Consider the following 26,229-nt stretch of genomic DNA (forward strand, 5'->3'; position numbering starts at 1 on the left):
TGTATCCAAAAGGTTGCAGCGAAAAACAACAATCTGGTTGTGAGTCTGGTCAACGCTTCACATTCCCTTCCGTTTTCGTAGACTCTCCCCATTTCTTTGGTATCATCTACCCTAATGTTTTCTTAATCGCTTCGATAACGCGGTCAGCCTGGAACGGTTTTACGATAAAATCCTTTGCCCCCGCTTGAATCGCGTCGATAACCATCGCTTGCTGTCCCATAGCGGAGCACATAATCACTTTCGCATTGCCATCGAGCTTCTTGATTTCCTTTAACGCTTGAATCCCGTCCATCTCCGGCATCGTAATATCCATCGTAATCAAATCCGGGGAAAGCTCCTTATATTTCTCAATCGCTTGAATTCCATCATTCGCTTCACCGACGACCTCATAACCATTTTTAGTTAAAATGTCGCGGATCATCATTCTCATAAAAGCTGCATCGTCTACAATTAGAATTCGGTTTGCCATAATTTACACAGTCCTCCCAAGGTTGCTTAATCTAATATTGTAATTTTTGAATTCGGTCCCATTGATTTACGATATCCGTTACACGGACACCGAAATTTTCATCAATTACGACCACTTCGCCTTTAGCAATCAGTTTGTTGTTTACTAATATATCTACCGGTTCCCCTGCCAGCTTGTCCAGTTCAACGATCGAGCCTTGAGACAGCTCCAAAATGTCTTTAATGACTTTGTGTGTTCTGCCCAGCTCTACAGTAACCTTCAGAGGTATATCGAGCAGGAGGTTCAAATTCGTATCTTCCGCAGGCGTCAGATTTGCCGGCGTAAAATTGGCAAACTGAGCCGGTTGTACATTTACGTTACGCGATGTTGGCATCCCGTAAGCGGCTGGCTGCGGCGGATACGCCTGTTGATTTGGCGGAGCCATCGGCGGTTGGCCATACATCGGTTGTTGATATACCGGCGGCTGCGGCGGTTGGCCGTATGGCGGCTGCTGCACTGGCGGCGCTGAATAGTAGTCGTTCATTGGTTGATTCCCCATATCCTGCAAATATGGCTCAGGGGCTGGCGAAGCAGATGCAGCTGGTGGAGCAGGCGCCGGCGGCGCGATAACGGTATCTTCTTGAATTTCCCCCCCTCCCATAAGAATGGATACCATATCTTTAGCAAAAGGAACGGGAAGCAGCTGCATAATGGTCGAATCGATCAAATCACCAATCGTTAAACGGAAAGAGATTTTGATGAACACTTCTTCCGGAGGCAGCGCAGCCTCTCCTCCACCTTCCGTTAAGTTAAGGATATCAATTCCAGGTGGTGAAATGTTAACAAACCGGTTAAAGATAGTCGACATGGATGTAGCCGAGGAGCCCATCATTTGGTTCATCGCTTCTTGGACTGCACTAATATGGATCTCGCTCAACTCCTCCGTTTGTCCAGTTCCGTCACCCCCCATCATTAAATCAGCTATGACTTGAGCATCCCGCGTTTTAATGACAAGAAGGTTGATTCCGTGAAATCCATCAACATAATTGACATGAACAGCTACGTGCGGCTTTGGAAACTCTTCGATTAAATCATCACGTGCAATGACAGACACTTTCGGCGTGGTAATATCTACCTTTTTACCAAGCAGTGTGGATAATGCAGTAGCTGCACTGCCGAAGGTGATGTTGCCGATTTCGCCGAGGGCATCCTGTTCCAACGAAGATAAATAATCTTCTACATGAGGAACAAATCCGGAACCGCCCTCCGCATCCCCGTCAACCGATTGTCTCAACAAGGCATCGATTTCTTCTTGAGACAAATAATCCTTATTATTCGTCATTTTCTTCTACTCCTTCTTGGACAATCTCATTGATTTGCACAGCCAGCTTACCTCGGGTAGTTCCCGGACTTCCGAAAAATTTCAATTTTTCGCCGATACGGATATGCAGCGGCTCCTCAACGGATCGGTTCAGCGTAATCACATCGCCGGCGTTGAGACTCAGAAATTCTCTGACGGAAATTTGGGAAGTGCCCAGCTCCGCAATCACCGGCAGCTTTGCTTTATGAATCCTGGATTGGAGGGCCGTCATCTCTTCTGGCGCGCTGGTTTTTTTCTGGGACACAAACCAGTGATGAACAGACAGTCTCGGCATAATCGGCTCTATGACCACATGCGGTATGCACAAGTTGATCATCCCGGTTGTATCTCCAATTTTTGTACTCAATGAGATTAACGCAATCGTTTCGTTAGGAGATACAATTTGCATAAATTGCGGGTTGGTTTCCAACGCCTCCAGCCTCGGAGACAAATCCACAACCGTTTTCCATGCCTCCTGCAGACTCTCAAACGCCCGGCTGAAAATACGTTCCATCACGATCGTTTCAATTTCCGTCAGCGCATTAATTTTGGATGGAGACGTACCCGCTCCTCCTAGCAGTCTGTCGAGCATCGCAAACGCTACGTTAGGATGTACCTCCAGCACCATTCGTCCTTCCAAAGGCTCGGCTTCAAAAATGTTAAGAATCGTCATTTTCGGTATGGAACGAATAAATTCGTCGTATGGCAGCTGCTCGACTTGAACGACATTGATTTGCACAAAGGTTCGGAGCTGGGCGGAAAAATATGTGGTCAGATACCTTGCAAAGTTTTCATGAATTCGGGTAAGACTCCGGATATGATCCTTGGAGAACCGAACCGCTCTTTTAAAATCGTAGGCCCTGACTTTTTTCTGCGTCTCTTCCTTTTTAAGCTCCTCCGCATCCATTTCTCCTGAAGATAGCGCCGCGAGCAAGGCGTCAATCTCATTTTGAGAAAGTACATCTACCATTAGCGTCACCTCCTTCGTGCTGTTGCTCTACATGCTTCATTAAGCTTCCTGCTATTGGAGTACAATATCGGTAATCAAGATTTGATTCAGTTTCCCTTGCTGCAAAAGAGGGCTCATTTTATTCATAAGGGCCGAGGTTAGATTATCAAAGCCTTTGCTTCCCGACACTTGATCCGGAGTCATATCGGCAAGTGTCTGGATCACGATCGCTTTCATTTGCGTTTCAAGCTTCTCAAATTCCTCCTTCGCCTTCTTATTTTCGAGTTCAAATGCAAAGCTTACTTTAATAAACTTGCTGTTTCCGCCAGACAGGTTAGTCAATACATCTTTCATAATGACGGTATTTTCTTGCACCTCGTCCGGAGTAAGCTTCTTGCCCGACTTGACTTCATTGGCAGATTGCTGCGCCTGATCCCGGGGGGTGCTGCTAGCCTTGTCCATATAATTCCAGAGGACAAAGGCTGCCGTCAAAATTAATGTAATGGCGATGAGAATAGCCACCACCATGATAAATATTTTACTCTTAAACAACTACGACCCCTCCGAATTCACGCTTTTTATCGTACTGCCTACAAGCCCGACCGATTGCAAGAAACTTTGTACCATGGCAACTGTCTCATCCACTTTTTCCAGTACCATTATTTTCTTACCGGTTACTAGTGTAATCATCGTATCCGGTGTCTCTTCGATCGTTTCAATCAAGAGAGCGTTAATCGTAATTTGCTTTCCGTTAAGCCGAGTCAAACGAATCATCAGCAACCTCCGGTTTAACTTAATCATCGGGGGAGAGTATCCTCCCCCTATTTCAAATTATCGTTTCAGATTAACGACCTCTTGGAGCACTTCATCCGAAGTCGTGATGATCCTGGAGTTAGACTGGAAGCCCCGTTGTGCGATGATCATCTCGGTAAACTCCGAGGTCAAATCGACATTGGACATTTCGAGCTGTCCGGAAATAATCGCGCCGGTGCCTGTAGCGGCATTATTAGCCTGAGCCTCTTCTCCGGTAGGCAGTTCTTGCGCGTCCGGCGGCATGGCGTTAGGCGTAACGCGGTACAGGTTGCCGCCAATCTTTTCAAGCCCGGAAGGGTTCGCTACTTTTACGACCCCAATAAAAATACCACTGGGGGTCGCTGCGCCGTCTTCACCAACGGTGATTAACTCTCCTGACTGGGAGATCGAAAATGCCGTCACCGTATCCTCAAGCTGGATAACCGCTCCCTCGCTATCCGACACAAACAATCCGTCGGCATTAACCAGTCTCCGGTTGGAGTCCAAGGTAAAGTTCCCTGCACGGCTTAAAAACGGCTGTGCTTGATCCGGCGTTGCTCTCAACATGAAGAAGCCGTCACCGTCGATTCTCAGGTCGGTTACAACGTTTGTCGTCATTGCGCTGCCCGGCGTATGCAGTGTGTCAATGGCGCCGACGGTAACCCCAAGTCCAATTTGTTTGGAGTTGACGCCCCCGCGCTCGTCTGTAGGTGCCGTAACGCCTGAAACGGTTTGGCTTAAAATATCCTTAAACATGACGCGTCCGGCCTTGAAGCCAACCGTATTGACGTTGGCAATGTTATTTCCGATAACGTCAAGCTTTGTTTGAAATCCTCTCATACCTGATACTCCTGAATACAGAGATCTTAACATCGATAGATTTCCTCCCCAAATGCGAATATGAAATCAAATAACGGTTGTTTCCGTCGTTCCACAACCGAGGCCTCCGCACAGCGGGCCGGCCTAAATTTTTAAGAGATAATCATGGCACTGTCAATTTGTGTAAACAAGTTGTCTTTCATGGATGTTTCGTCCATCGCTGTAACCACGGTACGGTTCTTAATATTGACAATCAAGGCCGTATCATTGATCAGCATAAGCGAATCTTTCGCTCCCTTAGTCGCAGCTTTGTCAATAGCCGAATTGATTTTGGCCAGCTGTTCGGGCTGAAACTCGATCCCTCGCTGTCGCAGCCGTTCTTCGGCATGATGGCTGAAACGCAGTGCTTGTTTTTGTAAAATGGAATCAAACGATACGTTACTGCCAACGGGTTGTGCCGAAGACTTCGTTGTTCGGCTGGAAGTCACCACATTCGGATAAAGCCGCCCTATCGTTATTCGCTCCGTCATTTATTCTACCTCCGGATTCGAAATTCGGCTGATTTTATCGAGCGTAACTTCCTCCCCATTTACCGTTGCAAATTGTTCGCCCTTTTTCACCGTGATGGACTCAACTACACCGGATTTGGTTTGCGTGTTTCCATTACTGTCCTCATAAGTCCACGAAATGCTTTTTCCAATCAATCCGGATGCAAAACCGAGCGATTGGCGGAGCATTTTCATTTCACCGGCCATATTCGTCAACTGTTCCACCGAGGTGAACTGAGCCATTTGGGCAATAAATTCTTTATCCTGCAAGGGCTGGGTAGGATCTTGGTTTTTTAATTGGGCAACTAAAATTTTCAAAAATTGATCTTTGCCTAATTGATTCTTGTCCTCAGAAGCTGCACGCTGAACATTCTCTTTGGCATAATAAGGCCATACATTTCGGGTACCGATAATGGAGTCTGACATGGGATCACCTCCGCTCAAGCCGTTATAATCAAACATTTTCGTTTATGCCGTCACATCGATCGAGCCATTATCGTCAACTGTCCGATTTATATTCGCACGAATGTCTACCTGCTGCTCATCCTCCATGCCTGCTACATTCCCGCTGCCTGATTTATTTTGTCTAGAGGATTGACCGGACTGCTGCTGTCGGCCTTCTTGGAACATACCGGACTGAAAGCCCTGACCCTGGCTAACCTCTAGCTTCTCGACCTGAATGCCTTGGCCTTGCAAAGTGGCTCTAAGCTGAGCTAATTGACTTTCAAGCATTTCTTTGCCAGTCAAGCTGTCCGCCATAAATTGGGCTACAAGCATCCCGTTTTGCATCGTCAGTTTGACTTCCACATGTCCCAGATGCTGCGGAAACAATGAAATTTTGGCTTCCGTTAAACCGTCATCTGAAGTTGCGAGCGAGAAAGAACTTACGACAAACTGGGTCATATCATTGGTAAATGAACCTGCCGACATATGTAGCACTGGATGTTTGGGCACCGAATGCCCCATTTGGATTCCTTTCATCCAATCCTGCACTGTCATTACGGGCTGCTGTCCATTTGCGGCGTCTGAATCGGCCGATGTCAGAGGTTCAAATAAGGGTTGATCCTGATCTGCCGGCCGCTCTGCAGAATGCTTGGCAATCAAATGCTTAGGTGCCAGAGTTTCGAGCTTGTTCAATTGGTTAGTTAACATTCGTACGGTATCTTGCGCCTCCGAAGCCTCTGTACCTGACGCCTGTGCTGCATTCAACGACGGTTGAATCAACTGTCCGGACTCCTTACGCAGCTGACTTCCGTTTGCTGCCGCTGAGACTAAAACCGCTGGAAGCTCCTTCAATGTTTGCTGAAGCTGGGGATCTTTTTGGCCTTGATCAACCATCTCTTTCAACTGTTTCAACAATTGAACCGCTTCGGCTTGGGTGATTCCAGGCTGTACAGTACGCCCTCCCCCTTCACTTCCACGATTCTCCGTCACAGCTGAGGTATTGATCAAAGGAATAAACAGCATAGGATTTAATGCTACTTCCCATGGATCGACTGCATTGGATTTCGGATCAAGACCGCCTTCTGCATTCCCTTCCTTAGGAGTGCTTTGCTGAGCCGGAGCCAATGCCAGTGAAGCCAAGACCGACTGCAGTTGAGCGAGCCATGCCTGCAGGTCAGGGTTCGATAATAAAGCCTCTTCCTCTTCTCCATCTTGCGGTTGCTCCAACAGCTGGATTAAGCCATTGATTTGCTCGCCAGTCAGCGTTTCTCCAGATGCGTTTGATTGCCCAGAAGCCATAAGCATGGGCGTAATCAAGCCCATTATAGCCGAAAGACTTGTCGCAGCTGAAGCCAAAGCCTCCTGAGAATTGGCTGAAACCAGCATCCCGTTAAGCATAGTGGAAAAACCGGAGCCTCCCGATCCCGAATGAACAGCAGCTGAGGCTGCGCCGGTCGTTGCGGCAACAGATGCGTTAGTTGATGTTTGGGCAGTAATTTCCATTTCATTTCACCTCCTTTCAAGTTTATTGAACGAGTCGTGCGGAAAGTAATGCTGCGGTCTCTTTGGATTGATCGGATACGGCCGATAAAACTCTGGAACGCCCCATACTATCCATCGATTTTAAAATGGAGAGTACTTTGTCCGGATTCGACTTCTGCATCTCGATTAGAACGGCAGCAGCGCTTTTGGGAGTCATATTCGCAAAAGTGGCACCAAGATCATCTTTACTTAAATTTGCAGCGGTCTGTGACGGTGCTGCCACCGTTTGATTCAATCTTTCCTGAAGTGCGGCAATTTGCGTATCCCGTACGCTGGTTTGGTCCTTTAACAGCATGGAAGCTTCCGCAGCTTTCGCAGGATCCATGCGCTCCAACACTTTGACCCTCTCATCTGGTTTCATCATACCCAGAACAAGCACCAATTCGTTTTTGGTTAAGTTCTCCATGATTGGCGCTGCTTTTGTTGGAGACATTTTGGCATACATTCCGGCAAGCTGTTGAATTTGAGCTGTATACTCATCTTCAGAGATCGTTTTGGTCTTCATCTGCTCTTCCAATGTGCTGTTTTTCAGCTGCAGATCTTTGATCGTTTGATCACGCTGCTGAATTGCAGCTTCAGCCTGCTGCAGTTCCTGCTCCTTTTGCTCAAGCTGTGCCGACTGATTTAGAGCCGTTTGCTCCTGCGAAGGTACATCCCCTCCCTGTGCCTGCGTCTGCTGCGGGTCTTGCTGGTTTTCCGCAATTGTTTTCGGAAGGATCGAATTTACAATCGGGATCTTGTTCGCAGCGCGCAGAGCATTATCCATGACATTATAGCCGAAGATCGTCATCAATACGCCTAACAGCACAGCTGTAAAAACAAAAGGAATGAGGAACCAGATCAAAAACCGTTCCATGGCCCCGTACGACGATGATTGCTCCGTATTTGCGTTTGCCATGACCTCACCTCCTTTAAAAATCATTAGGAAAGCCTTTGATACCGGTTTGTAGCCATTTCGTCCAGCTGATCCTGTTCCATTTTGAGCATACCGGCGGAAAATTTTTGATAAGCCTTTTCCTTGGCCTTGGTCCACACTTTTTCTTCCAGCATTTTTCCGGTTAGATCGTCCTGCCTTATCCGTACGTTCGTCTGGGCCGTATGTAAATCTTGATGTTTGTCTTTTATACGCAGATCGATATGATCAACAAAACTTTGCAGCAGCATCAGATTTGAAACCGTTGTGCGGCTTTCGGAAACTTTATGCAGTTCTTGCTGCAGCTCCTGCTTCGCATCCTCCAGCTTAGCTAGTGTCGATTCTTCTTCGCGCATTTTTACAAGCGCTTGAGATAACATCCATTCCGCTTGAGTCTTTTCATTCGTTTTAAGATCTACGATTTTTTGAAAAGCGTACCGAAACCGCATGCTTCATCTCATCCCCTGTAAAATTCTCGAATTAACCGCTCTTGTGCATCAGCATAAGTCAGCTTCTCATTTACCCGCTGCTTGGTATAATCCCAAATCGATTGGATCGAATCGATAGCCAAATCAATTTCTGGATTGGACCCTTTTTGATACGCCCCAATATTGATTAAATCTTCCGAATCCTTATAAGCAGACATCAGTAACTTTAATTGCTCAGCTGCAAGCTGCTGCTCTGTCGGAACGATTTCCTTCATTACGCGACTTACGCTGGACAGCACATCAATGGCCGGGTAATGCCCGCGGTTGGCGATGCTCCGGTTGAGGACGATGTGCCCATCCAATATCCCTCGAACCGCATCGGCAATCGGTTCATTCATGTCATCCCCGTCGACAAGCACAGTGTAAAACGCAGTGATGGAACCTTTAGGCCCCGTTCCGGAGCGCTCGAGCAATTTGGGCAATGTTGCAAAAACGGAGGGCGTGTACCCTCTCGTAGCCGGAGGCTCACCAACAGCCAGTCCCACTTCACGCTGAGCCATAGCAAAACGAGTAACGGAGTCCATCATCAGCATGACATTTAATCCGCGATCGCGAAAATATTCGGCTATGCTTGTAGCAATCAATGCGCCTTTAATACGTATAAGAGCCGGTTGATCGGACGTTGCAACAACAACGACGGAACGAGCCAACCCTTCTGGGCCAAGGTCACGTTCGATAAAATCAAGCACTTCCCTGCCCCGTTCGCCAATTAGTGCAATTACGTTTACATCGGCCGATGTATTGCGGGCGATCATGCCCATCAGCGTACTTTTTCCGACGCCTGATCCGGCAAAAATACCAACACGCTGTCCTTTGCCGATCGTCAGCAAACCATCAATGCATCGTACGCCGACGCTAATCGGTTCCAGTACACGCGGTCGTGTTAACGGGTTACTCGGTATGTTATTCGTAGAGTAATGCGTCATCCGCGACGGCAAATAAGTTCCGTCGAGCGGTTGACCCAGGCCGTCAAGCACCTTGCCGAGCAGCTCATGTCCTACCTGAACCGTAAGCGGCTTACCTGTACCAACGACATCGCAGCCTGGACCTATGGATTGAAGCTCCCCAAGAGGCATTAGAATGACTTTGTTGTTTTTAAAACCTACGACTTCAGCCTTTAGAGGAGTACTCGACTTCAAGGGATAGATGTAACAAACATCTCCAATGCTTGCATCGGGCCCTTCCGATTCTACCGTCAGCCCGATCACCTGCGTCACCTTTCCGTTCACCCGGATCGTATCCATTTGATGAAGGTGTTCAATATACTTTTGAGCGCTTGGTGCCTGCATAAGTCTATAATCCCTCGTTTCGCACAGCCAACTGCTGGAGCGCAGTTTTAATTTCCTTCAGTTGGGTATCGATTCTCGCATCGATGCTCCCAAAAGAAGAGCGGACGACGCATCCTTGATCCAATACGGAGGCATCAGGTATGATTTGCAGCTCCGCTTGCGAATCGATAGCGAGCAAAAGCTCGTCTCGCGCGTCTTGTATATAGGAAAACTGGGCTGGTGATACACAAAGTGTGATGATTCCTTTTTCCCTTCGTCGGGAAAGCACATTGCGAATCGAATCGATGATCCATTCAGGTTCAAGCGTCAATTGGCGCCCGATCACTTTTTCTGCAATGGAGCAGCTAAGCTCGATCAAGAACGGCTCTGCTTCCTGAATAATTTGCTGTTTTAATTGGTAAGCTTGCTCTAAAATCTGCGATGCTTCCTGCAATGTGGCTTCATATTGCTCACGAAGCTCCATCTCTACCTGTGCCATGCCTTCTTGATAGCCTTGAGCGTGACCACGATCTCTTGCATCGTTCAGGGACTCTTGATCCTGGAGCCTGCGTTCGTGCCACCAAGCCTCAATTTCGGCTTGCGCCTGCTGTTTGATTGCTGCCGCCTCATCCATGGCCGCTCTCACTTGTTCTTCAGCAAAAGACTCGGCATCTTGAAGAATTTGTTCTTTCATTTGCATCAGTTCGTTTAATTCTTGATTTTCAGACGGAAGCTGTTCTTCCGCTTCTTCCGATTGTTCTTGTTTAAGAACAGGGGAAGCCGGAGGCTCCACAATTTTCGTATCTTCGATAGCTACGTACTGAAATAATTTGATGACATTAGACAATAATATCATCTCCTCCGCCGCGAGCGATGATAATTTCACCGGCTTCTTCCAAACGTCTTATCGTTGCTACAATGCGTGTCTGGGCTTCCTCCACATCACGCAGTCGAACAGGTCCCATATATTCCATCTCTTCCTTGAAGGTTTCCGCCATCCGTTTGGACATATTTTTGAAAATCGCCTCACGGACCTCTTCGCTGGCAACCTTCAGCGCCAATTGCAAGTCGGCATTCTCGATATCGCGTATAATGCGCTGAATCGAACGGTTATCGATATTGACGATGTCTTCAAAGACAAACATCCGTTTTTTGATTTCTTCAGCCAATTCGGGATCCTGAATTTCAAGAGAATCCAGAATCGTTCGTTCCGTTCCCCGGTCAACACCATTCAAGATTTGGACTACCGCTGAAATTCCTCCGGCGTTCGTATAGTCTTGGGTAACGGTAGCAGAAAGCTTCTGTTCCAATACACGTTCGACTTGACTAATGACCTCCGGCGAAGTGCTGTCCATAAGCGCAATCCTCTTGGCCACATCAGCCTGCTTCTCCTGCGGCAGCGACGATAAAATAATCGAAGCCTGCTCCGGCTGTAAATAAGATAGCACGAGAGCAATGGTCTGGGAATTTTCATTTTGGATAAAATTCAGAATCTGAGCCGGATCCGCTTTACGAGCAAAGTCGAATGGTCTGACCTGAAGCGTCGCCGTCAATCGGTTGATAATATCAAGTGCTTTTTGGGAACCTAATGCTTTCTCCAGGATGTCCTTGGCATAGGCGATGCCCCCCTGAGAAATGAATTCCTGCGCCAAACAAATTTGGTGAAACTCGGCCAGTATCGATTCCTTCTCGACATTATCTACTTTCCTGACATTGGCTATTTCCAAAGTGAGCTGTTCGATCTCTTCATCACGAAGATGCTTGAAAATTTGAGCGGACACTTCCGGTCCCAAACTAATTAATAAAATAGCGGCCTTTTGTCGGCCCGTCAAAGTCGCTTGCTGTACTTTAGCCAAGCCATGCACACCTCTATTCGTCTACTAACCAAGTACGCAGAAGATTAACAAACTCTTCCGGTTTCCTCTTGGCTAATTGCTCCAGCTGCTTACGTACCTGATTATCATTGTTTACATTATCGATATCAATGGTTGGAAACTCCACTCTTGGTGTTTCATCCACGATTTCTTCCCCGATCTCCTGCCGGGCTCTGCGTCTACGAATCAGCCAGTAGGCACCGCCGCCGAGCAGAGCAAGAGCCAAGCCGCCGAGCGCTCCGTAAAGCAGCATTGTATTTGCATTTGCACCCTGATTCTCATTTGTTCTAGCGAACACTTGAGGGAACACCGTCACTTTTCTGGCTAATTCTTCTTCCGTAAACGGCGTTCCGCTATCCGCTAATGCGGCCCGAACTACGTTAACCAGAATTTGCCGAACGGCCTCAATCGTCTGTGGTGTTAAAGAATTCGGATTTTGCGGATCCGGTGGTTCAATTCCCACATTAATGGTTAAATCCTTAACAACATGCGGCGTGAGTACGATTTCGTTCGTTATACGATTGACTTCACGGTTGACTGTTCTTTGCAGCTCTTCGGAATTGGTTCTTCCATTGTTTGCAGTGCCCGGGTAGCCTGGTACGTCTGTAGCTCCGGTCCCGGGAACCCCCCCCTGCTGGGCCCCGCCATCACTTGTATAGTTTTTTTGGATCTCTTGAATCGAAATGTCCAGTCCGACTTGATCAACTGTATTCGGAGCCGTAACAAGCTGTTCTTTACGTCTAGTCTGATCAAAGTTCATTGTCGAGAATACACTGACGACAATTTTATCTCTGCCGAGAATGGTTCCCAGCATTTGCTGAACATTCCGCTGAACATCATTTCTGAATTTGTTATTAATTTCGAACTGCTGCAATGCTATGTTTGAAGCATTGCCAGATTGACTTTGGTTCTTGGAATATTCAAGCAAGTTCCCGTTCTGGTCCGAGATGGTAATATTCTCTACCGGCAGATCCTTTACACTATGGGAAACCAGGTTGTACATGGTATCGATTTTGGCCTGATCCAGTGAGTATCCCGGTTTGATATCCAGCACAACCGACGCAGACGCTTTTTCCGGCTCTCCGCCGGTCGGTAGAAAGACGCTTTCTCTCGGCAAATTAATTAGGACTTTTGAACTACTTATGGCCGTGTTAGAATTGATCAACTGCTGAAGCTCACCTTGCACTGCATTAAGATATTTGACATCAAACTCGCGATCCGTCGTCCCGAACGTACTGCTTTGGCTGAAGGAACCATAACCGATGCTGCCGTTCTTGTTCAGTCCCTGAGACTCGACGCCCAATTTAACATTGGCTACCTGGCTTCTCGGAACACCGATGCTTCTTCCATCTTCACTAAGCTGATATGGAATCTTGGCTCCATCCAAATATGCTTTGATCGCTGCCGCATCACTCGGCTGCAGATCCGTATAAGCAAGCGCGTATTCCGTTTTGGATAAATTATAACTGATGATTCCAATCGTAAGCATAACGATAAACGCCGTTGCGATTAATGTTAATTTCTGTACTTTACTAAACTGAGTCCAATATTGCTTCGTTCTATTCCAATATTGGAGTAGGTTTTCACTCACTGTTTCACCCCACCCGATTGACCATCACCAGAATTTATCAAGAAGATTATACCTGCATCCTCATAATTTCTTGATAAGCTTCAATGACCTTATTCCTCACTTGTACCGTCAATTCCAATCCCAAGGAAGCTTTCTGTGAAGCGATCATCAATTGGTGAACATCGGATATTTCGCCTTTTACGAACCCTTCATTCAGCTTGTCGACCGTATTTTGTTGGGCATTTAAGTCAGCTATAGCATTATTCAAAAAACTTCCAAACTGATCAGACACTTCTGCAGCGCTCATTTTCGGCTGAATGCTATCTGTGATTATCTGCGGCTGTAAATTCACTTTCTCAATCATTTAAATAGCCCCTTTAATTTAATTATCTTCCGATTTCCAGCGCTTTTCCGACCATGGCTTTCGATGCGTTCAGGGCGGTAACATTCGCTTCATATGAGCGGGTTGCGGAAATCATATCCACCATCTCTTTAAGCACGTCGACATTCGGCAGCATGACAAACCCGTTCTCATCCGCGTCCGGATGCGTTGGATTGTAGACCTGCTTAAAGGGAGAAGGATCTTCAATAATTTTTGTGACGCGCACTCCTTCTCCAGCTCCGCCTTCTTTACCTGCCATTGCATTCTGAAGCGTCTCCGCGAAGTTCGCCTGTTTGGGTTCTATCGTAACAAGCTTACGCTGGTAAGGAACCCACCTGCCGTTTACCACCCTTGCCCTTGTTGAATCGCTGTTGGCAATATTGGAGGAGATCACATCCATGCGCAAACGCTGCGCCGTCAGAGCAGATGCACTAATATCGAATCCGTTGGTCAGCCTCATTCGTTACATCCTCCCTATGGCCGTTCTGACTTTATTAATCTCACTGTTCACCTGCTGGACCATTGTATTGTAGCGAAGCTGATTTTTGGCCATGAGGGTCATCTCATAATCCATATCCACATTATTCAAGTTGTTGTTAATCATCGATTGGTCATCACGTATAATCTGCGGCTGAGGATTGGAAGGCCGTCCTATGTAAAAATGCCTTGGATCCGTTCGATAGCCTTGTAATTCCCCACCGTTCAACTTCTGCTGCAAAAGCTCCTCAAAACGCACTTCCGATCGCTTAAAAAAAGGAGTATCAACATTAGCGACATTATCGGCTATCACTTTTTGTCGAAGTGTAGATGCATTGAGTGACTGTTCCAGCAGTCGGAATGAGGGTTTACTTAAGATATTCATGGACAAACTCCCACTTTCCCGGATTGATCTGATTTTTAAATATTCAACAGCTTTAGAACAATTCCTCCTTTGTTCGACATTTTCTTCAAAAAAAATATAGCATTGCTGGGATTATTTGCACTTCAATAGAACTATATTTATATTGATGAATTTCGGAAATGATTACAATGAGAAAAAAGCCCTATATTTTCATACAGGGCCATAATTTAAAAAATATTTACAAAACATGCAGATGTCAGGATTTGGCGCTTTGAATCCCGTTTAACAGTTGATCGTTCAATACCCGAATGTAGGTTCCTTTCATTCCGAGCGAACGGGTTTCAATCACACCTGCGCTTTCCAGCTTCCGCAGCGCATTCACAATGACCGAACGAGTGATTCCGACACGGTCCGCAATTTTACTGGCAACAAGAAGTCCTTCCATCCCTTCCAGCTGTTCAAAAATATGTTCGACCGCCTCCATTTCACTAAACGACAAGGAGCCGACCGCCACCTGTACTACTGCTTTTGACCGCGCCTCGATTTCAATTTGCTCCGCTTTTTCCCTCAAAATTTCCATGGCAACCACGGTGGAGCCGTACTCCGCCAAGATGAGGTCGTCATCGATGAACTGGCCGTCTCTCTTGGTTAGAATAAGCGTCCCCAGCCGGTCTCCGCCACCAATGACGGGAACAATCGTAATATTAAAAGACGTATCCGCAGAATGGTCCCCGAATACATCAAATGGACTGCCTGCGGCAAGATTGGAAGAGGTTTCGTCGACTTTCAACAGCAGCTGGTTATACTCTGACGGAAACCTGTTCTCTTGAAGAACCGAACCGTTTAACAGATTATCTTGGGCTAAAGATACGTATGCGCTGCCCAGCACCTTGCCCTTCCGGCTAACGACGTAAATATCAGCATTCAGCAGATCGCTGAGCACCACGGCCATATCCATAAAGCTGACCGGATTCCCCGCTTCCTTCTGCAGTAGTTTGTTCAGCCTTCTGGTCTTCATTAATAATGTCATGATCTTGCCTCCAACTTGAGCAATTACAAAATATATTGGCTGAGGTCTCTGTTCTGTACGATATCAGACAGCTTTTCTCTCACATACTCGGGAGAGATGACGATTCGTTCAAGCGTAATTTCAGGCGCTTCAAAAGACAAATCCTCCAGCAGCTTTTCCAAAATCGTATGCAATCGGCGAGCCCCGATATTATCCGTATTCTGATTAACGTCCGCAGCGATTCGCGCGATCTCAAAAATGGCCTCATCGGAAAATTCCACATGAATGCCTTCAGTTTCCAGCAGTGCGGTGTATTGCTTCGTGAGCGCATTCTGGGGCTCTTTGAGAATTAGAACAAAATCCTGCTGCGTTAGGCTGTTAAGCTCCACCCGAATCGGAAAGCGTCCTTGAAGCTCAGGAATCAAATCCGAAGGCTTGGCGATGTGAAACGCGCCGGCCGCTACGAACAAAATATAATCCGTTTTGACGGGACCGTACTTGGTCATCACAGTAGAGCCTTCGACGATCGGCAGAATGTCGCGCTGCACCCCTTCTCGGGATACGTCCGGTCCGTTACCTCTGCTGGAGCTGCAAATCTTGTCAATCTCATCAATAAAAATGATGCCGGCCTGCTCTGCGCGTCTGACCGCCTCCTGCATAACCTCATCCATATCGAGCAGCTTTTGCGCTTCTTCCTGCAGCAGCACCTTGCGCGCCTCTTTCACAGGAAGCTTCCGCTTCTTGGTTCGCTTGGGCATCAAGCTTCCGAACAGCTCCTGCATATTCATGCCGGCCTGTTCATTACCTTGTCCTGCCAGCATATCAAACATGGAGGGAGAATGGTCTTCCACTTCTATCTCAATGATTTGATTTTCAAGCTCGCCTTTTTGCAGCTGCTCCTTGACCTGATGTCTGCGCGTAAGTATGGTTGCATCGGTTTCCTGCTCCGGCTCCGACTGTGCAGCGTTCTGCTGTCCGAAGATCATCTCCAGCGGATTGCGTTGGCTGCGCTGCTTCGATGGGCTGGGAACCAAAATGGAAGCCAGCCGATCAACGACCATTTGCTCGGCGCGGTCCTTGAGCTTATCGGTTTTTTCCGCTTTTACCATTCGAATCGAGGTTTCTACCAGATCCCGGACCATCGATTCCACATCCCGGCCAACGTAACCGACTTCGGTGAATTTCGTTGCTTCCACTTTAATAAAAGGAGCGCCGACAAGCTTTGCCAGCCTGCGGGCAATTTCCGTCTTTCCTACCCCTGTCGGTCCAATCATAAGGATGTTTTTGGGCACAATCTCATCACGGATCGACTCGTTCAGCAGACTTCTGCGATACCGGTTGCGAAGGGCGACGGCAACGGATTTCTTTGCCTGCTTCTGCCCGACAATATACTTATCCAGTTCGGCTACGATTTCTTTGGGAGTCAAGGCATTCGATTTCAAAATGTCATAACCTCCTTGGAATCATTCGATCTCTTCAACAATAATGTTATGGTTCGTAAACACACAGATCTCTGCAGCCATCGTCAACGAAGCCAGTGCAATCTCCTTTGCGCTCATCTGCGGCGCATAGCGGTGAAGCGCTCTACCCGCTGCAAGAGCAAAGCTTCCGCCGGAACCGATAGCCAGTATGCCATCGTCAGGCTCAATGATTTCCCCGTTCCCGGAGATGAGCAGCAATCCGGTTCGATCCATGACGACCATCATAGCTTCCAAACGGCGAAGCACCCGGTCCGAGCGCCAATCTTTGGCTAATTCCACGGCGGAACGCTGCAGGTTCCCATGATGCTCCTCGAGCTTCGCCTCAAACTTTTCAAATAAGGTGATGGCATCGGCTACAGAACCGGCAAAACCGGCAATGACTCCTCCGCGGTACAATCTTCTCACCTTTTTGGCATGACTCTTCATTACCATACTATTTCCAAACGTCACTTGACCGTCACCGGCAATGGCTCCCTTGCCTTGATGTCTGATAGCGAAGATCGTCGTGGCGTGAAATGTTTGTTCCATCCTCCCGAATTCCCCTCCAATCATGACGAAAACTAAGCTGTTTCAAGCTTAGTTTAGCGTTAACTCCCGTTATATACTTTGAAAACAATTGAGACGGGTATATCGTACCATAGTACATGTTTTATTTACAAGTCGAATTGTATACGTTTTGTGAAAAATTCTGAATTTTCTCAATTGCCCTTAATGCAATTTTCTCATTTTTAAGCTTTTTATTCCTGACCTTCTCCTCTAATGGAGGAAATAAACCAAAATTGGCATTCATCGGTTGGAAATGCTTAAAATCGGCTGTGGTAATATATTGCGCCATGCTTCCCAGAGCCGTATCCGCCGGAAGCACGAGACACTCCAAGCCTTTTGCATACCTTGCCGCATTCATCCCTGCAATCAGACCGGAGGCCGCGGATTCCACATAGCCTTCCACTCCCGTCATCTGTCCGGCAAAAAATAGATTTTCCCGTTCTTTAAACTGGTATGTCGGACGAAGCAGACTTGGAGAATTAATAAACGTGTTTCTATGCATGACGCCATATCGTACAAATTCGGCATTTTCCAGACCGGGTATGAGCGAGAAAACCCGTTTTTGCTCTCCCCACTTCAAGTGGGTTTGAAAGCCTACCAGATTATACAGTGTGCCGGCTGCATTATCCTGCCTCAGCTGGACAACGGCAAAAGGCAGCTCGCCTGTGTGCGGATTCACCAACCCAACGGGCTTCATCGGGCCGAACAGAACGGTTTGCCGCCCCCGCTTCGCCATCACTTCGATCGGCATACAGCCTTCGAAATAGATTTCCTTCTCAAACTCCTTCATCGGTGCGCTCTCTGCCGTAATCAAAGCTTCGTAGAATCGGTTAAATTCTTCTTCGGTCATCGGACAGTTTAAGTAGGCCGCCTCGCCCTTGTCATAACGGGAAGCGAGATAAACCTTGCTCATGTCGATAGAATCTTTCTCTACGATCGGCGCGGCCGCATCGTAAAAATACAGGTACTCCTCTCCCGTCAGCTCCTGCAAATGCTTCGACAACGCAGGCGACGTAAGCGGGCCCGTCGCTACAACCACAATGCCTTCGGGCAGCGACTCCAGTTCTTCGTTACGCACCTCGATCAGCGGGTGGTTGCGCAGCATTGCGGTCACCTCTGCGGAAAAGCCTTCACGGTCGACCGCCAAGGCCCCTCCCGCAGGTACTGCATGCTTGTCGGCAGCACGCAAAATCAGGGAGTTCAATAAACGCATTTCTTCCTTTAATACTCCGACCGCATTAGTCAGGCCGTTTGCCCGCAGCGAATTGCTGCATACCAGCTCAGCAAATTGATCGGATATGTGAGCCGGTGTTCTTTTTACCGGACGCATTTCGTACAACACGACCGGAACGCCAAGGCTTGCTATCTGCCATGCGGCCTCGCTTCCTGCGAGACCGGCGCCGATCACGGTCACTTTCGGTACTTCATTCACTGCAGTGTTCCTCCTTGTGGCTTTTAACGCCAAGCCGTTCTAAGAGCAGGCTTAATCGTGATCCTGCTCTTCCTTCGCTTCCTCTTTAAAATCACAGGCGACGCATTGAACAAACGTTCCTGATTTGTTTCGCTTCTCCACCAGCATGGCTCCACATTTTGGACACGGCTGCTCCACAGGCTTATCCCAAGAGACAAATTCACAATCGGGATAACGGTCGCAACCATAAAAAATCCGGCCCTTTTTGCTTCTGCGCTCAATAATTTGACCTTCATGACAGGTCGGGCAGGTTACCCCGGTATTCTTAACGATCGGCTTGGTGTTGCGGCAATCGGGAAAGCCGGAGCAAGCCAGAAATTTACCGAAGCGTCCCATTTTGTATACAAAATGACTGCCGCATTTCTCGCAGATTTCATCGGAAACCTCGTCTTGGATTTCCACCTTCTCCATCTCTTCCTCCGCCACTTCCAGCCGCTTCTCAAACGATTCATAGAATTGGCTGAGCACCTGTACCCAATCTTCCTTGCCTTCCTCGATATGATCGAGACCTTCTTCCATTTGGGCTGTGAACTCCACATCCAGAATCTCCGGAAAAAATTCGATCATTTGCTGAATCACTAGCTCACCAAGCTCCGTCGGTACGAATTTTTTCTCTTCGATGGCAACGTAGCCGCGCTTTTGAATCGTTTCGAGTGTCGGCGCATACGTACTGGGTCTACCGATCCCCATTTCCTCCAAAGCCTTGACCAATCGCGCTTCGGTATAACGAGGAGAAGGCTGTGTAAAATGCTGTTTCGGATCGATCTGTTTTTTGATCACTTGATCGCCCTGTTTAAGCGGCGGCAGCAGCTTTTCTTCATCCCCGCTGTCCGCCGCGGCATCATCATTGCCTTCGACATATACCTTCATAAAGCCAGGAAATTTTATTTTAGAGCCGACGGCGCGAAATACGACGGAATCGGCGGACAGATCGACCGTCATCGTGTCCATCACGGCAGAAGCCATCTGACTCGCCACAAACCGCTCCCATATCAGCTTATACAGCCTAAACTGGTCACGGCTCAGATATTCCTTGATCTGGTCCGGCTCACGCAGCACGGAGCTTGGGCGGATCGCTTCATGCGCATCCTGAGCATTGGCGTTCTTTTTCAAATAATTGCGCGGCGTCTCAGGATAGTAGGCTTCCCCATATTTTTGAACGATGTATTCTTTGGCTTCTTCCTGGGCCACCGGTGAAATCCGGGTAGAATCCGTACGCATATAGGTAATTAAACCGACAGTACCTTCGCTGCCCAAATCAATTCCTTCATATAATTGCTGGGCCACAGACATCGTTTTCGCGGCACGGAAATTCAATTTGCGCGCGGCTTCCTGCTGCAGCGAGCTGGTAATGAACGGAGGGGAAGGATTGCGCTGACGCTCCTTCTCCTTGACTTCGCTTACAACAAAGTCGGAGTTCTTCAATACGGCAAGGATCTCGTTGACTTCCGCTTCGTTCTTCAGATCCTTTTTCTCGCCGCTGCTGAAAAATTTCGCCTCAAACTCCGCTGTTCCGGCAGCGAGCTTGGCGGTAATCGACCAGTACTCCTCCGGAACGAATGCTTTAATCTCATTTTCACGGTCGTAAATCAGCTTCACGGCAACCGACTGTACCCTTCCGGCGGACAGTCCCTTTTTTACTTTTTTCCATAAGAGCGGACTGATTTTGTAGCCGACAAGCCGGTCCAGGATACGCCGCGCCTGCTGGGCGTTAACCAAATCCTGATTGATTTTGCGCGGTGTTTTGAAAGCGTCCTTTACTGCCTGTTTCGTAATCTCATTGAAAACGACACGGCAGGCCTCTTGATCGGGAAGCTCCAAGTAATGCGCCAAATGCCAAGCGATAGCTTCCCCTTCACGATCGGGGTCCGCCGCCAGATAAACTTTTTTGACTTTTTTTCTGGCGTCCTTCAACTCTTTGAGAACAGACCCCTTGCCGCGGATCGTAATATATTTTGGTTCAAAGTTTTTTTTGACTTCAACCCCGATCTGACTTTTGGGCAGATCGCGAATATGACCCATGGAGGCTTTAACAATATATTTACTGCCTAAATATTTGCTGATCGTTTTGGCTTTTGCGGGTGACTCCACAATGACTAACGAATCGGCCATAGGCGTCCTTCCCCCTTCGACAAATGAAATATGTACGATCATCAAGGAACTGTGTAGACTGAACCTGGAAGCTCGACGATTCGCTGCATCATTAGTAAATTTATCAGAACTGAATGCAAATGTCCAAATTTATATTGACTTTGCGCCAGCAATTCTTCGATTTGCATCGGTTTTTGGGTCAGTAGATCGTAAATTCGCTGCTCATCCGCAGACAGAACCGCTTCCGCAGCTCCCGTATGATTAAGGTTTGTTTTTTGCCTCAAGGCTATCCGGCCCGCATACTCTTCTATGATATCGTCAGGTCCGGTAACCAGCTTGGCTCCCAGCTTCAACCAATGAAGCGTCCCCTCGCTTTTAGGCGAGGTAATCGGACCGGGAACGGCAAACACGTCCCGGGAAGCTTCCAGCGCCAAATCCGCTGTGATCAGTGAACCGCTGTTCATCGCCGCTTCAACCAGAACTACGCCAAGACTTAATCCTGCAATGATCCGATTGCGCTGCGGAAACAATCCTGGACGGGGCTTGGTGCCAAGCGGATATTCCGACAGAAGCAGGCCGCCCTCCGCCGTTCTTCGATAGAGCAGCTTATTCTCAGGAGGATACACCTCTTCAATGCTGCACCCAAGCACACCGATGGTACCCCCTGCTTCTCTTAAGGCTCCTTCATGAGCTGCACTGTCAATTCCACGTGCTAATCCGCTGACTACACACAATCCAGCCGAGGAAAGCGATGCCGACAGCCGTTCTGCTGTTACTTTACCATAAACTGTAGGTTTACGCGTTCCAACCATGGCAATACACGGCTTATGAGCGAATTCAAGATGTCCGCGGTAATACAGAATCCATGGCGGTGCAGCCGTCTCCCTGAGGAGCTCAGGATAATCATGATCCCACAGACAGATCCATCCGATTTGCCGGTCTTCATATAGCTTAAGCTGCCTTTCCGTTCGTCCCGTTTCAAGTTCCTTCAGACCCTTGATCACCTGTTCAGAGCGAACTGGAGTAAGACCCAGCTCCAGCCAATCCGCATATCCGAGCGTCATGATATCGCTCAGTTCGGAAAACTGTCGTACAAGCTTGTCGATGGTTTTCCAGCCTATTCCCTGCATTTGATGCAGCGCGAACAAGATGAGGCGGTTGTCCATATAGTATATACACTCCTTCGCCAAGATGCAAAAAAGCCCCTCAAATCCGGTGAATACACGGAAATGAGAGGCTTCTTGCCTATCTCAATAAGACATAATGAATAGCTTACTTTTTAGTGATGCATTTCTCGAGCAGACCTTTTTCTTCCAAAACGCTCACCAATGTGGAACCCATTTCAGAAGGTGTCGGAGCTACTTTAATGCCGCAGCGTTCCATTGTTGCTACTTTTTCTGCTGCTGTACCTTTACCGCCGGAGATGATCGCGCCCGCATGGCCCATACGTTTTCCTGGAGGCGCCGTTTGTCCGCCGATGAAGCCGACAACAGGCTTTTTCATATTGGCTGCAATCCACTCAGCTGCTTCTTCTTCTGCGGAGCCGCCGATTTCACCGATCATGATTACAGCGTAGGTGTCCGGATCTTCATTGAAAAGCTTCAGGATATCAATAAACTCGGAGCCTTTTACCGGGTCTCCGCCGATACCTACAGCTGACGATTGACCGATTCCGCGTGTCGACAGCTGATGAACCGCTTCGTAAGTCAATGTTCCGCTTCGGGATACGACGCCGACATGTCCAGGAGTGTGGATATAGCCAGGCATGATACCGATTTTACATTCGCCTGGAGTAATGACGCCTGGGCAGTTCGGTCCGATCAAACGGGATTTCTTGCCTTCCATATAACGGCTTACTTTCACCATGTCAAGAACAGGAATGCCTTCTGTAATGCAGATGACGAGCTCGATCTCAGCGTCAACAGCTTCCATGATGGCATCTGCCGCGAAAGCCGGCGGTACGTAAATAACAGACGCGGTTGCACCCGTTGCCGCTTTAGCTTCAACTACTGTGTTGAATACCGGAATCGAAACGGTCGAGCCGTTCTCCAGCGTGATGTCGACGTTAGTACCGCCTTTGCCCGGAGTGACGCCGCCTACCATTTGTGTACCGTAGTCCAGTCCGCCCTTTGTATGGAACATCCCTACGGAACCGGTAATCCCTTGTGTAATGACTTTTGTATTTTTATCGACCAAAATACTCATGATCTATGTTCACATCCCTTGATATTATTAAGAAAAAGAAACATATGGAAAATCGTTATTATTTCACAAGAGCAACGATTTTCTGAGCGCCGTCCGCCATCGAGTCAGCCGCTACGATGTTCAGTCCGGATTCATTCAAAATCTTTTTGCCAAGGTCAACGTTCGTACCTTCCAGACGCACAACAAGCGGTTTGTCAAGGCTAACTTGCTTTGCCGCTTCGACAACACCGTTGGCAATAACGTCGCATTTCATAATTCCGCCGAAAATGTTAACGAAGATTCCTTTGACACTTGGGTCGGAAAGAATGATTTTAAATGCCTCTGTTACTTTCTCCGTCGTAGCACCGCCCCCTACATCGAGGAAGTTAGCCGGTTCGCCGCCGTAATATTTGATGATATCCATCGTTGCCATAGCCAGACCCGCACCGTTGACCATGCAGCCGATGTTGCCGTCAAGCGCGATGTAGCTCAAATCGAACTTTGAAGCTTCGATTTCCTTCTCATCTTCTTCTTCCAAATCGCGGAGCTCCAAAATGTCTTTGTGGCGGTACAGCGCGTTGGAATCAAAGTTCAGCTTCGCGTCAAGCGCCATAACATTGCCGTCACCCGTAACAACAAGCGGGTTGATTTCAGCAATCGAGCAATCTTTATCAACAAATGCACTATAGAGTGCAATCATAAACTTAACGGCTTTATTGACGAGCTCGCTAGGAATATTGATGGCATAAGCCAGCTTGCGAGCCTGGAACGCTTGCAAACCGATAGCCGGGTCAATGACTTCTTTGAAAATCTTCTCCGGCGTGTGAGCAGCCACTTCTTCAATCTCGGTACCGCCCTCTTCGGAGGCCATCATAACGACACGGCCTGTACCGCGGTCAACAACAACGCCGACATAATATTCTTTCTTAATGTCGCAGCCCTGCTCAATCAATAAACGCTTAACTTCTTTACCTTCAGGTCCTGTTTGATGCGTAACGAGGACTTTACCTAAAATTTCATTAGCATATGTACGAACTTCATCGAGGTTTTTGGCTACCTTAACCCCGCCCGCTTTACCGCGGCCGCCGGCATGAATTTGCGCCTTCACCACTACTACAGGCGTACCCAACGATTTTGCCGCTTCTACCGCTTCGTCCACCGTAAAAGCAACTTTCCCTTCCGGTACGGCAACCCCGTACTGCTTCAGCACTTCTTTGCCTTGATACTCATGGATATTCATTTAGCAAAATCCTCCTATCATGAATGACTTCCTATATGGTATAAGCCTCCGCCGTTTCCGGTAAAAGCCAACCGTTACAACCATCCGTCTGCCAAACGTTAGCATGTCCGGATTGACAAACCTTTATTATTGTATCACTTTTTTCGACCAGTTTCCTTATTATTTTTGTTAATGATGCGATTTATCTTTTTTATAGGCTCTTTTCTAAACCATTGCTGCTAAACAACGCTGCTGTTATAATTAAATAGGAACATTCGTTTGTACCATAAGTGAATGACAATGGATTGGAAATCGGTCTATGAAGAATTTGATGAATTGCCAAAAGCAGAACAACTACGATTATTTGAAGAAATACGGAAATCGCTGTTTCCAGAAAACAAAGAAGATATTGCCAGCCTGGTTGGTGATATACGTAAAGCTCGATTTAATGGCGGGTTGACTTGCGTTCATTGTGGTAGTATTAGTGTGAAACGAAATGGGAAATATCGCTCTCGCAAACGTTATCTTTGTCATGACTGCGGTAAGTCATTTAATGACATGACGGCAAGCCCAATTTCAGGGACTCCTCACCCTCACAAGTGGCTAAAATATTTTCAATTGATGGTCGATGGGTTCACTCTACCAAAAATTGCTGAAGAATTGAATATCCACGTTTCAACTGCTTTTTATTGGAAGCACAAGGTTCTTAATGCCTTACGCTCGCATGGATTTACAGCCCTAAAAGGCATTGTTGAAAGTGATGAAACATACTTCCTCGAAAGTGACAAAGGGAAGAAGCAAATAACACATCGAAAACTGACGAAATCGACCATGTTCTAAGCAAATGCTTAGATAATGAAACTGTTCTTTGTACGGATTCTGCCAAAAACTACAAGGCATATGCTAAGAAGAAGGGCATATATCATGAAATTTTGAATGCTAATAAAGGTGTTCGAGTGAAGAAAGGTATCTACCACATCCAGCACGTCAATGCATATCACAACGTTTGAAGAAATGGATGGAACGGTTCAATGGTGTCGGTACAAAATACATCGACAACTACTTGTTCTGGTTCCGTTTCTTAGAATTGCATAAACAAATGAATAAGCAGCTTCGCAAACATACGATGGTTGTGGAATCTTGCAAAAATGCTAACTTTACAACAACAAGACTACTTAAAAGCTCGTAACAAAATAGTGTCATATGGAGGTGGAGCTATTGAACAATAAAAACATGAAGCTTAGAATTGCTTGGATTGTACCAAATGTTTTCATGTATCTTCTTTTCATATGTTGCGGTGCTTTTGTACTTATCAATGCAGATGGGATAAGAGATATAAATAGACTTGGCATTTGGGTATTCATGTTGTTTCTTGTGCTACTTGTGGCATTGTTTGGTTCCTATCGTATTTGGTCTTGGATAAAGCAAGGAAAAATGTAGCATCAAATAAAGCAACAATTTTTACGAAAAGAGCCTTTTTATAAGACGCAAAAGTATTGGTTATTCCAGGTATCCGCTTTCCGCAATATCCAACAAAATGCGTATGAGCCCGGCGTCAAGGTTCTATGCATGTTCAAAATAAAGGCGCATCGCCTCCCCTAAAGGAAGCGTGCGCCGTGTTCAAGCGGATTGCTAATAGATCGAATTGATCTGAGTGGCCGTTCTGGGCTCACGCTCTGCCTGTTTGACGAAACGCATCTCATTGCCGGTAAAATGGCATACCTGGCACTGGATCGTCGGTTCGCTTTCCTCCAATTGCTGAGGATCGCTTATTTCTTGGACGGAACCGGTTATGGCATCCTTCATAAACCGTTGTGAGTAACTCAATATCATGCTGAATTTTACACGGTTGGAACGGCAATTTGGACAAAAATAAGGTTTTTGTTCCATTTTTCATCACCTCTGGTACTCATTATGACCAAAGGTTAAGCTATGTAATCCTTGGCTAGAAAAATGTTATACGGGTTGCCTTACAGGGGCAAATGAACTA

General features: G+C 47.3%; 28 protein-coding genes and 1 pseudogene. 2 read left to right on the forward strand and 27 right to left on the reverse strand.

Features of this window, described 5'->3' with window-relative positions; genetic code table 11:
* Positions 1 to 106: 106 nt before the first annotated feature.
* From ACZYR9_RS01515 to sucC, 26 genes are all read right to left on the reverse strand, one after another.
* On the reverse strand, positions 107 to 469 hold the full coding sequence (locus ACZYR9_RS01515) for a response regulator (RefSeq protein ID WP_488976682.1): 363 nt from the start codon (positions 467 to 469) through the stop codon (positions 107 to 109).
* Between the two features lie 31 nt (positions 470 to 500).
* Positions 501 to 1,790 (reverse strand): flagellar motor switch phosphatase FliY, encoded by a 1,290-nt coding sequence (gene fliY, locus ACZYR9_RS01520; RefSeq protein ID WP_488976683.1) that lies wholly within the window; start codon positions 1,788 to 1,790, stop codon positions 501 to 503.
* On the reverse strand, positions 1,780 to 2,778 hold the full coding sequence (fliM, locus tag ACZYR9_RS01525) for a flagellar motor switch protein FliM (RefSeq protein WP_488976684.1): 999 nt from the start codon (positions 2,776 to 2,778) through the stop codon (positions 1,780 to 1,782). Before fliM ends, fliY begins: the two co-directional genes overlap by 11 nt.
* Positions 2,779 to 2,829: 51 nt before the next feature.
* Positions 2,830 to 3,309, reverse strand: coding sequence for a flagellar basal body-associated FliL family protein (locus ACZYR9_RS01530; RefSeq protein ID WP_488976685.1), 480 nt, complete (start codon positions 3,307 to 3,309; stop codon positions 2,830 to 2,832).
* Positions 3,310 to 3,531, reverse strand: coding sequence for a flagellar FlbD family protein (locus ACZYR9_RS01535; RefSeq protein WP_488976686.1), 222 nt, complete (start codon positions 3,529 to 3,531; stop codon positions 3,310 to 3,312).
* A gap of 57 nt (positions 3,532 to 3,588) precedes the next feature.
* Complete coding sequence (flgG, locus tag ACZYR9_RS01540; RefSeq protein ID WP_488976687.1) at positions 3,589 to 4,422, reverse strand: flagellar basal body rod protein FlgG; 834 nt, start codon at positions 4,420 to 4,422, stop codon at positions 3,589 to 3,591.
* Between the two features lie 98 nt (positions 4,423 to 4,520).
* Positions 4,521 to 4,898 (reverse strand): TIGR02530 family flagellar biosynthesis protein, encoded by a 378-nt coding sequence (locus ACZYR9_RS01545; protein ID WP_488976688.1) that lies wholly within the window; start codon positions 4,896 to 4,898, stop codon positions 4,521 to 4,523.
* Entirely contained in the window at positions 4,899 to 5,342 is a 444-nt protein-coding gene (flgD, locus tag ACZYR9_RS01550) for a flagellar hook assembly protein FlgD (protein ID WP_488976689.1), read from the reverse strand. It abuts the gene before it with no gap.
* Between the two features lie 42 nt (positions 5,343 to 5,384).
* Complete coding sequence (locus ACZYR9_RS01555; RefSeq protein ID WP_488976690.1) at positions 5,385 to 6,863, reverse strand: flagellar hook-length control protein FliK; 1,479 nt, start codon at positions 6,861 to 6,863, stop codon at positions 5,385 to 5,387.
* Between the two features lie 22 nt (positions 6,864 to 6,885).
* The gene (locus ACZYR9_RS01560) at positions 6,886 to 7,800 is read right to left on the reverse strand and encodes a hypothetical protein (RefSeq protein WP_488976691.1); all 915 of its coding nucleotides are present in this window, start codon (positions 7,798 to 7,800) and stop codon (positions 6,886 to 6,888) included.
* A 23-nt stretch (positions 7,801 to 7,823) separates the two neighbouring features.
* The gene (gene fliJ, locus ACZYR9_RS01565; protein ID WP_488976692.1) at positions 7,824 to 8,264 is read right to left on the reverse strand and encodes a flagellar export protein FliJ; all 441 of its coding nucleotides are present in this window, start codon (positions 8,262 to 8,264) and stop codon (positions 7,824 to 7,826) included.
* Between the two features lie 8 nt (positions 8,265 to 8,272).
* On the reverse strand, positions 8,273 to 9,592 hold the full coding sequence (fliI, locus tag ACZYR9_RS01570) for a flagellar protein export ATPase FliI (RefSeq protein ID WP_488976693.1): 1,320 nt from the start codon (positions 9,590 to 9,592) through the stop codon (positions 8,273 to 8,275).
* Between the two features lie 4 nt (positions 9,593 to 9,596).
* Entirely contained in the window at positions 9,597 to 10,418 is an 822-nt protein-coding gene (locus ACZYR9_RS01575) for a FliH/SctL family protein (RefSeq protein WP_488976694.1), read from the reverse strand.
* Complete coding sequence (gene fliG, locus ACZYR9_RS01580; protein ID WP_488976695.1) at positions 10,411 to 11,427, reverse strand: flagellar motor switch protein FliG; 1,017 nt, start codon at positions 11,425 to 11,427, stop codon at positions 10,411 to 10,413. The genes ACZYR9_RS01575 and fliG overlap by 8 nt, the downstream gene beginning before the upstream one ends.
* 13 nt (positions 11,428 to 11,440) lie before the next feature.
* Positions 11,441 to 13,036: a flagellar basal-body MS-ring/collar protein FliF gene (gene fliF, locus ACZYR9_RS01585; RefSeq protein ID WP_488976696.1), complete on the reverse strand. Its 1,596-nt coding sequence runs from the start codon at positions 13,034 to 13,036 to the stop codon at positions 11,441 to 11,443.
* 46 nt (positions 13,037 to 13,082) lie between these two features.
* The gene (fliE, locus tag ACZYR9_RS01590; protein WP_488976697.1) at positions 13,083 to 13,379 is read right to left on the reverse strand and encodes a flagellar hook-basal body complex protein FliE; all 297 of its coding nucleotides are present in this window, start codon (positions 13,377 to 13,379) and stop codon (positions 13,083 to 13,085) included.
* Between the two features lie 22 nt (positions 13,380 to 13,401).
* Positions 13,402 to 13,857: a flagellar basal body rod protein FlgC gene (gene flgC / locus ACZYR9_RS01595; protein WP_488976698.1), complete on the reverse strand. Its 456-nt coding sequence runs from the start codon at positions 13,855 to 13,857 to the stop codon at positions 13,402 to 13,404.
* Between the two features lie 3 nt (positions 13,858 to 13,860).
* The gene (gene flgB, locus ACZYR9_RS01600) at positions 13,861 to 14,259 is read right to left on the reverse strand and encodes a flagellar basal body rod protein FlgB (protein WP_488976699.1); all 399 of its coding nucleotides are present in this window, start codon (positions 14,257 to 14,259) and stop codon (positions 13,861 to 13,863) included.
* A 235-nt stretch (positions 14,260 to 14,494) separates the two neighbouring features.
* A complete protein-coding gene (codY, locus tag ACZYR9_RS01605) occupies positions 14,495 to 15,268 on the reverse strand; it encodes a GTP-sensing pleiotropic transcriptional regulator CodY (protein ID WP_488976700.1) in 774 nt (257 codons plus the stop codon).
* A gap of 23 nt (positions 15,269 to 15,291) precedes the next feature.
* Positions 15,292 to 16,689 carry an ATP-dependent protease ATPase subunit HslU gene (gene hslU / locus ACZYR9_RS01610; protein ID WP_488976701.1) on the reverse strand — a complete coding sequence of 466 codons (1,398 nt, stop codon included), beginning with the start codon at positions 16,687 to 16,689 and terminating at the stop codon, positions 15,292 to 15,294.
* A gap of 21 nt (positions 16,690 to 16,710) precedes the next feature.
* Positions 16,711 to 17,256, reverse strand: coding sequence for an ATP-dependent protease subunit HslV (hslV, locus tag ACZYR9_RS01615; RefSeq protein WP_488976702.1), 546 nt, complete (start codon positions 17,254 to 17,256; stop codon positions 16,711 to 16,713).
* Positions 17,257 to 17,377: 121 nt separating this feature from the next.
* Positions 17,378 to 18,706 carry an FADH(2)-oxidizing methylenetetrahydrofolate--tRNA-(uracil(54)-C(5))-methyltransferase TrmFO gene (trmFO, locus tag ACZYR9_RS01620; protein WP_488976703.1) on the reverse strand — a complete coding sequence of 443 codons (1,329 nt, stop codon included), beginning with the start codon at positions 18,704 to 18,706 and terminating at the stop codon, positions 17,378 to 17,380.
* A gap of 51 nt (positions 18,707 to 18,757) precedes the next feature.
* A complete protein-coding gene (gene topA, locus ACZYR9_RS01625) occupies positions 18,758 to 20,857 on the reverse strand; it encodes a type I DNA topoisomerase (protein WP_488976704.1) in 2,100 nt (699 codons plus the stop codon).
* A gap of 41 nt (positions 20,858 to 20,898) precedes the next feature.
* Positions 20,899 to 22,002, reverse strand: a complete 1,104-nt coding sequence (gene dprA, locus ACZYR9_RS01630) for a DNA-processing protein DprA (RefSeq protein WP_488976705.1) — start codon at positions 22,000 to 22,002, stop codon at positions 20,899 to 20,901.
* A gap of 106 nt (positions 22,003 to 22,108) precedes the next feature.
* A complete protein-coding gene (gene sucD, locus ACZYR9_RS01635; RefSeq protein WP_488976706.1) occupies positions 22,109 to 23,041 on the reverse strand; it encodes a succinate--CoA ligase subunit alpha in 933 nt (310 codons plus the stop codon).
* Between the two features lie 58 nt (positions 23,042 to 23,099).
* Positions 23,100 to 24,260, reverse strand: coding sequence for an ADP-forming succinate--CoA ligase subunit beta (sucC, locus tag ACZYR9_RS01640; RefSeq protein WP_488976707.1), 1,161 nt, complete (start codon positions 24,258 to 24,260; stop codon positions 23,100 to 23,102).
* A gap of 273 nt (positions 24,261 to 24,533) precedes the next feature.
* Here sucC and ACZYR9_RS01645 point away from each other — a divergent pair.
* Together ACZYR9_RS01645 and ACZYR9_RS01650 are read left to right on the forward strand one after the other, a co-directional pair.
* Positions 24,534 to 25,428: pseudogene (locus tag ACZYR9_RS01645) on the forward strand (IS1595 family transposase).
* Between the two features lie 20 nt (positions 25,429 to 25,448).
* Entirely contained in the window at positions 25,449 to 25,679 is a 231-nt protein-coding gene (locus ACZYR9_RS01650; protein ID WP_488976708.1) for a hypothetical protein, read from the forward strand.
* Positions 25,680 to 25,871: 192 nt separating this feature from the next.
* Here the strand turns inward: ACZYR9_RS01650 and ACZYR9_RS01655 are convergent, their stop codons facing one another.
* Positions 25,872 to 26,129 carry a hypothetical protein gene (locus tag ACZYR9_RS01655; RefSeq protein WP_488976709.1) on the reverse strand — a complete coding sequence of 86 codons (258 nt, stop codon included), beginning with the start codon at positions 26,127 to 26,129 and terminating at the stop codon, positions 25,872 to 25,874.
* Positions 26,130 to 26,229: the final 100 nt, after the last annotated feature.

The organism is Paenibacillus sp. F024 (assembly GCF_057814255.1).

Bases quoted from the DNA above. Each gene is read 5' to 3' on its own strand.
- ACZYR9_RS01515 (WP_488976682.1), bottom strand. From the start codon at position 469: ATGGCAAACCGAATTCTAATTGTAGACGATGCAGCTTTTATGAGAATG.
- fliY (WP_488976683.1), bottom strand. From the start codon at position 1,790: ATGACGAATAATAAGGATTATTTGTCTCAAGAAGAAATCGATGCCTTG.
- fliM (WP_488976684.1), bottom strand. From the start codon at position 2,778: ATGGTAGATGTACTTTCTCAAAATGAGATTGACGCCTTGCTCGCGGCG.
- ACZYR9_RS01535 (WP_488976686.1), bottom strand. From the start codon at position 3,531: ATGATTCGTTTGACTCGGCTTAACGGAAAGCAAATTACGATTAACGCT.
- flgG (WP_488976687.1), bottom strand. From the start codon at position 4,422: ATGTTAAGATCTCTGTATTCAGGAGTATCAGGTATGAGAGGATTTCAA.
- ACZYR9_RS01545 (WP_488976688.1), bottom strand. From the start codon at position 4,898: ATGACGGAGCGAATAACGATAGGGCGGCTTTATCCGAATGTGGTGACT.
- flgD (WP_488976689.1), bottom strand. From the start codon at position 5,342: ATGTCAGACTCCATTATCGGTACCCGAAATGTATGGCCTTATTATGCC.
- ACZYR9_RS01555 (WP_488976690.1), bottom strand. From the start codon at position 6,863: ATGGAAATTACTGCCCAAACATCAACTAACGCATCTGTTGCCGCAACG.
- ACZYR9_RS01560 (WP_488976691.1), bottom strand. From the start codon at position 7,800: ATGGCAAACGCAAATACGGAGCAATCATCGTCGTACGGGGCCATGGAA.
- fliJ (WP_488976692.1), bottom strand. From the start codon at position 8,264: ATGCGGTTTCGGTACGCTTTTCAAAAAATCGTAGATCTTAAAACGAAT.
- fliI (WP_488976693.1), bottom strand. From the start codon at position 9,592: ATGCAGGCACCAAGCGCTCAAAAGTATATTGAACACCTTCATCAAATG.
- fliE (WP_488976697.1), bottom strand. From the start codon at position 13,379: ATGATTGAGAAAGTGAATTTACAGCCGCAGATAATCACAGATAGCATT.
- flgC (WP_488976698.1), bottom strand. From the start codon at position 13,857: ATGAGGCTGACCAACGGATTCGATATTAGTGCATCTGCTCTGACGGCG.
- flgB (WP_488976699.1), bottom strand. From the start codon at position 14,259: ATGAATATCTTAAGTAAACCCTCATTCCGACTGCTGGAACAGTCACTC.
- codY (WP_488976700.1), bottom strand. From the start codon at position 15,268: ATGACATTATTAATGAAGACCAGAAGGCTGAACAAACTACTGCAGAAG.
- hslV (WP_488976702.1), bottom strand. From the start codon at position 17,256: ATGGAACAAACATTTCACGCCACGACGATCTTCGCTATCAGACATCAA.
- topA (WP_488976704.1), bottom strand. From the start codon at position 20,857: ATGGCCGATTCGTTAGTCATTGTGGAGTCACCCGCAAAAGCCAAAACG.
- dprA (WP_488976705.1), bottom strand. From the start codon at position 22,002: ATGGACAACCGCCTCATCTTGTTCGCGCTGCATCAAATGCAGGGAATA.
- sucD (WP_488976706.1), bottom strand. From the start codon at position 23,041: ATGAGTATTTTGGTCGATAAAAATACAAAAGTCATTACACAAGGGATT.
- sucC (WP_488976707.1), bottom strand. From the start codon at position 24,260: ATGAATATCCATGAGTATCAAGGCAAAGAAGTGCTGAAGCAGTACGGG.
- ACZYR9_RS01655 (WP_488976709.1), bottom strand. From the start codon at position 26,129: ATGGAACAAAAACCTTATTTTTGTCCAAATTGCCGTTCCAACCGTGTA.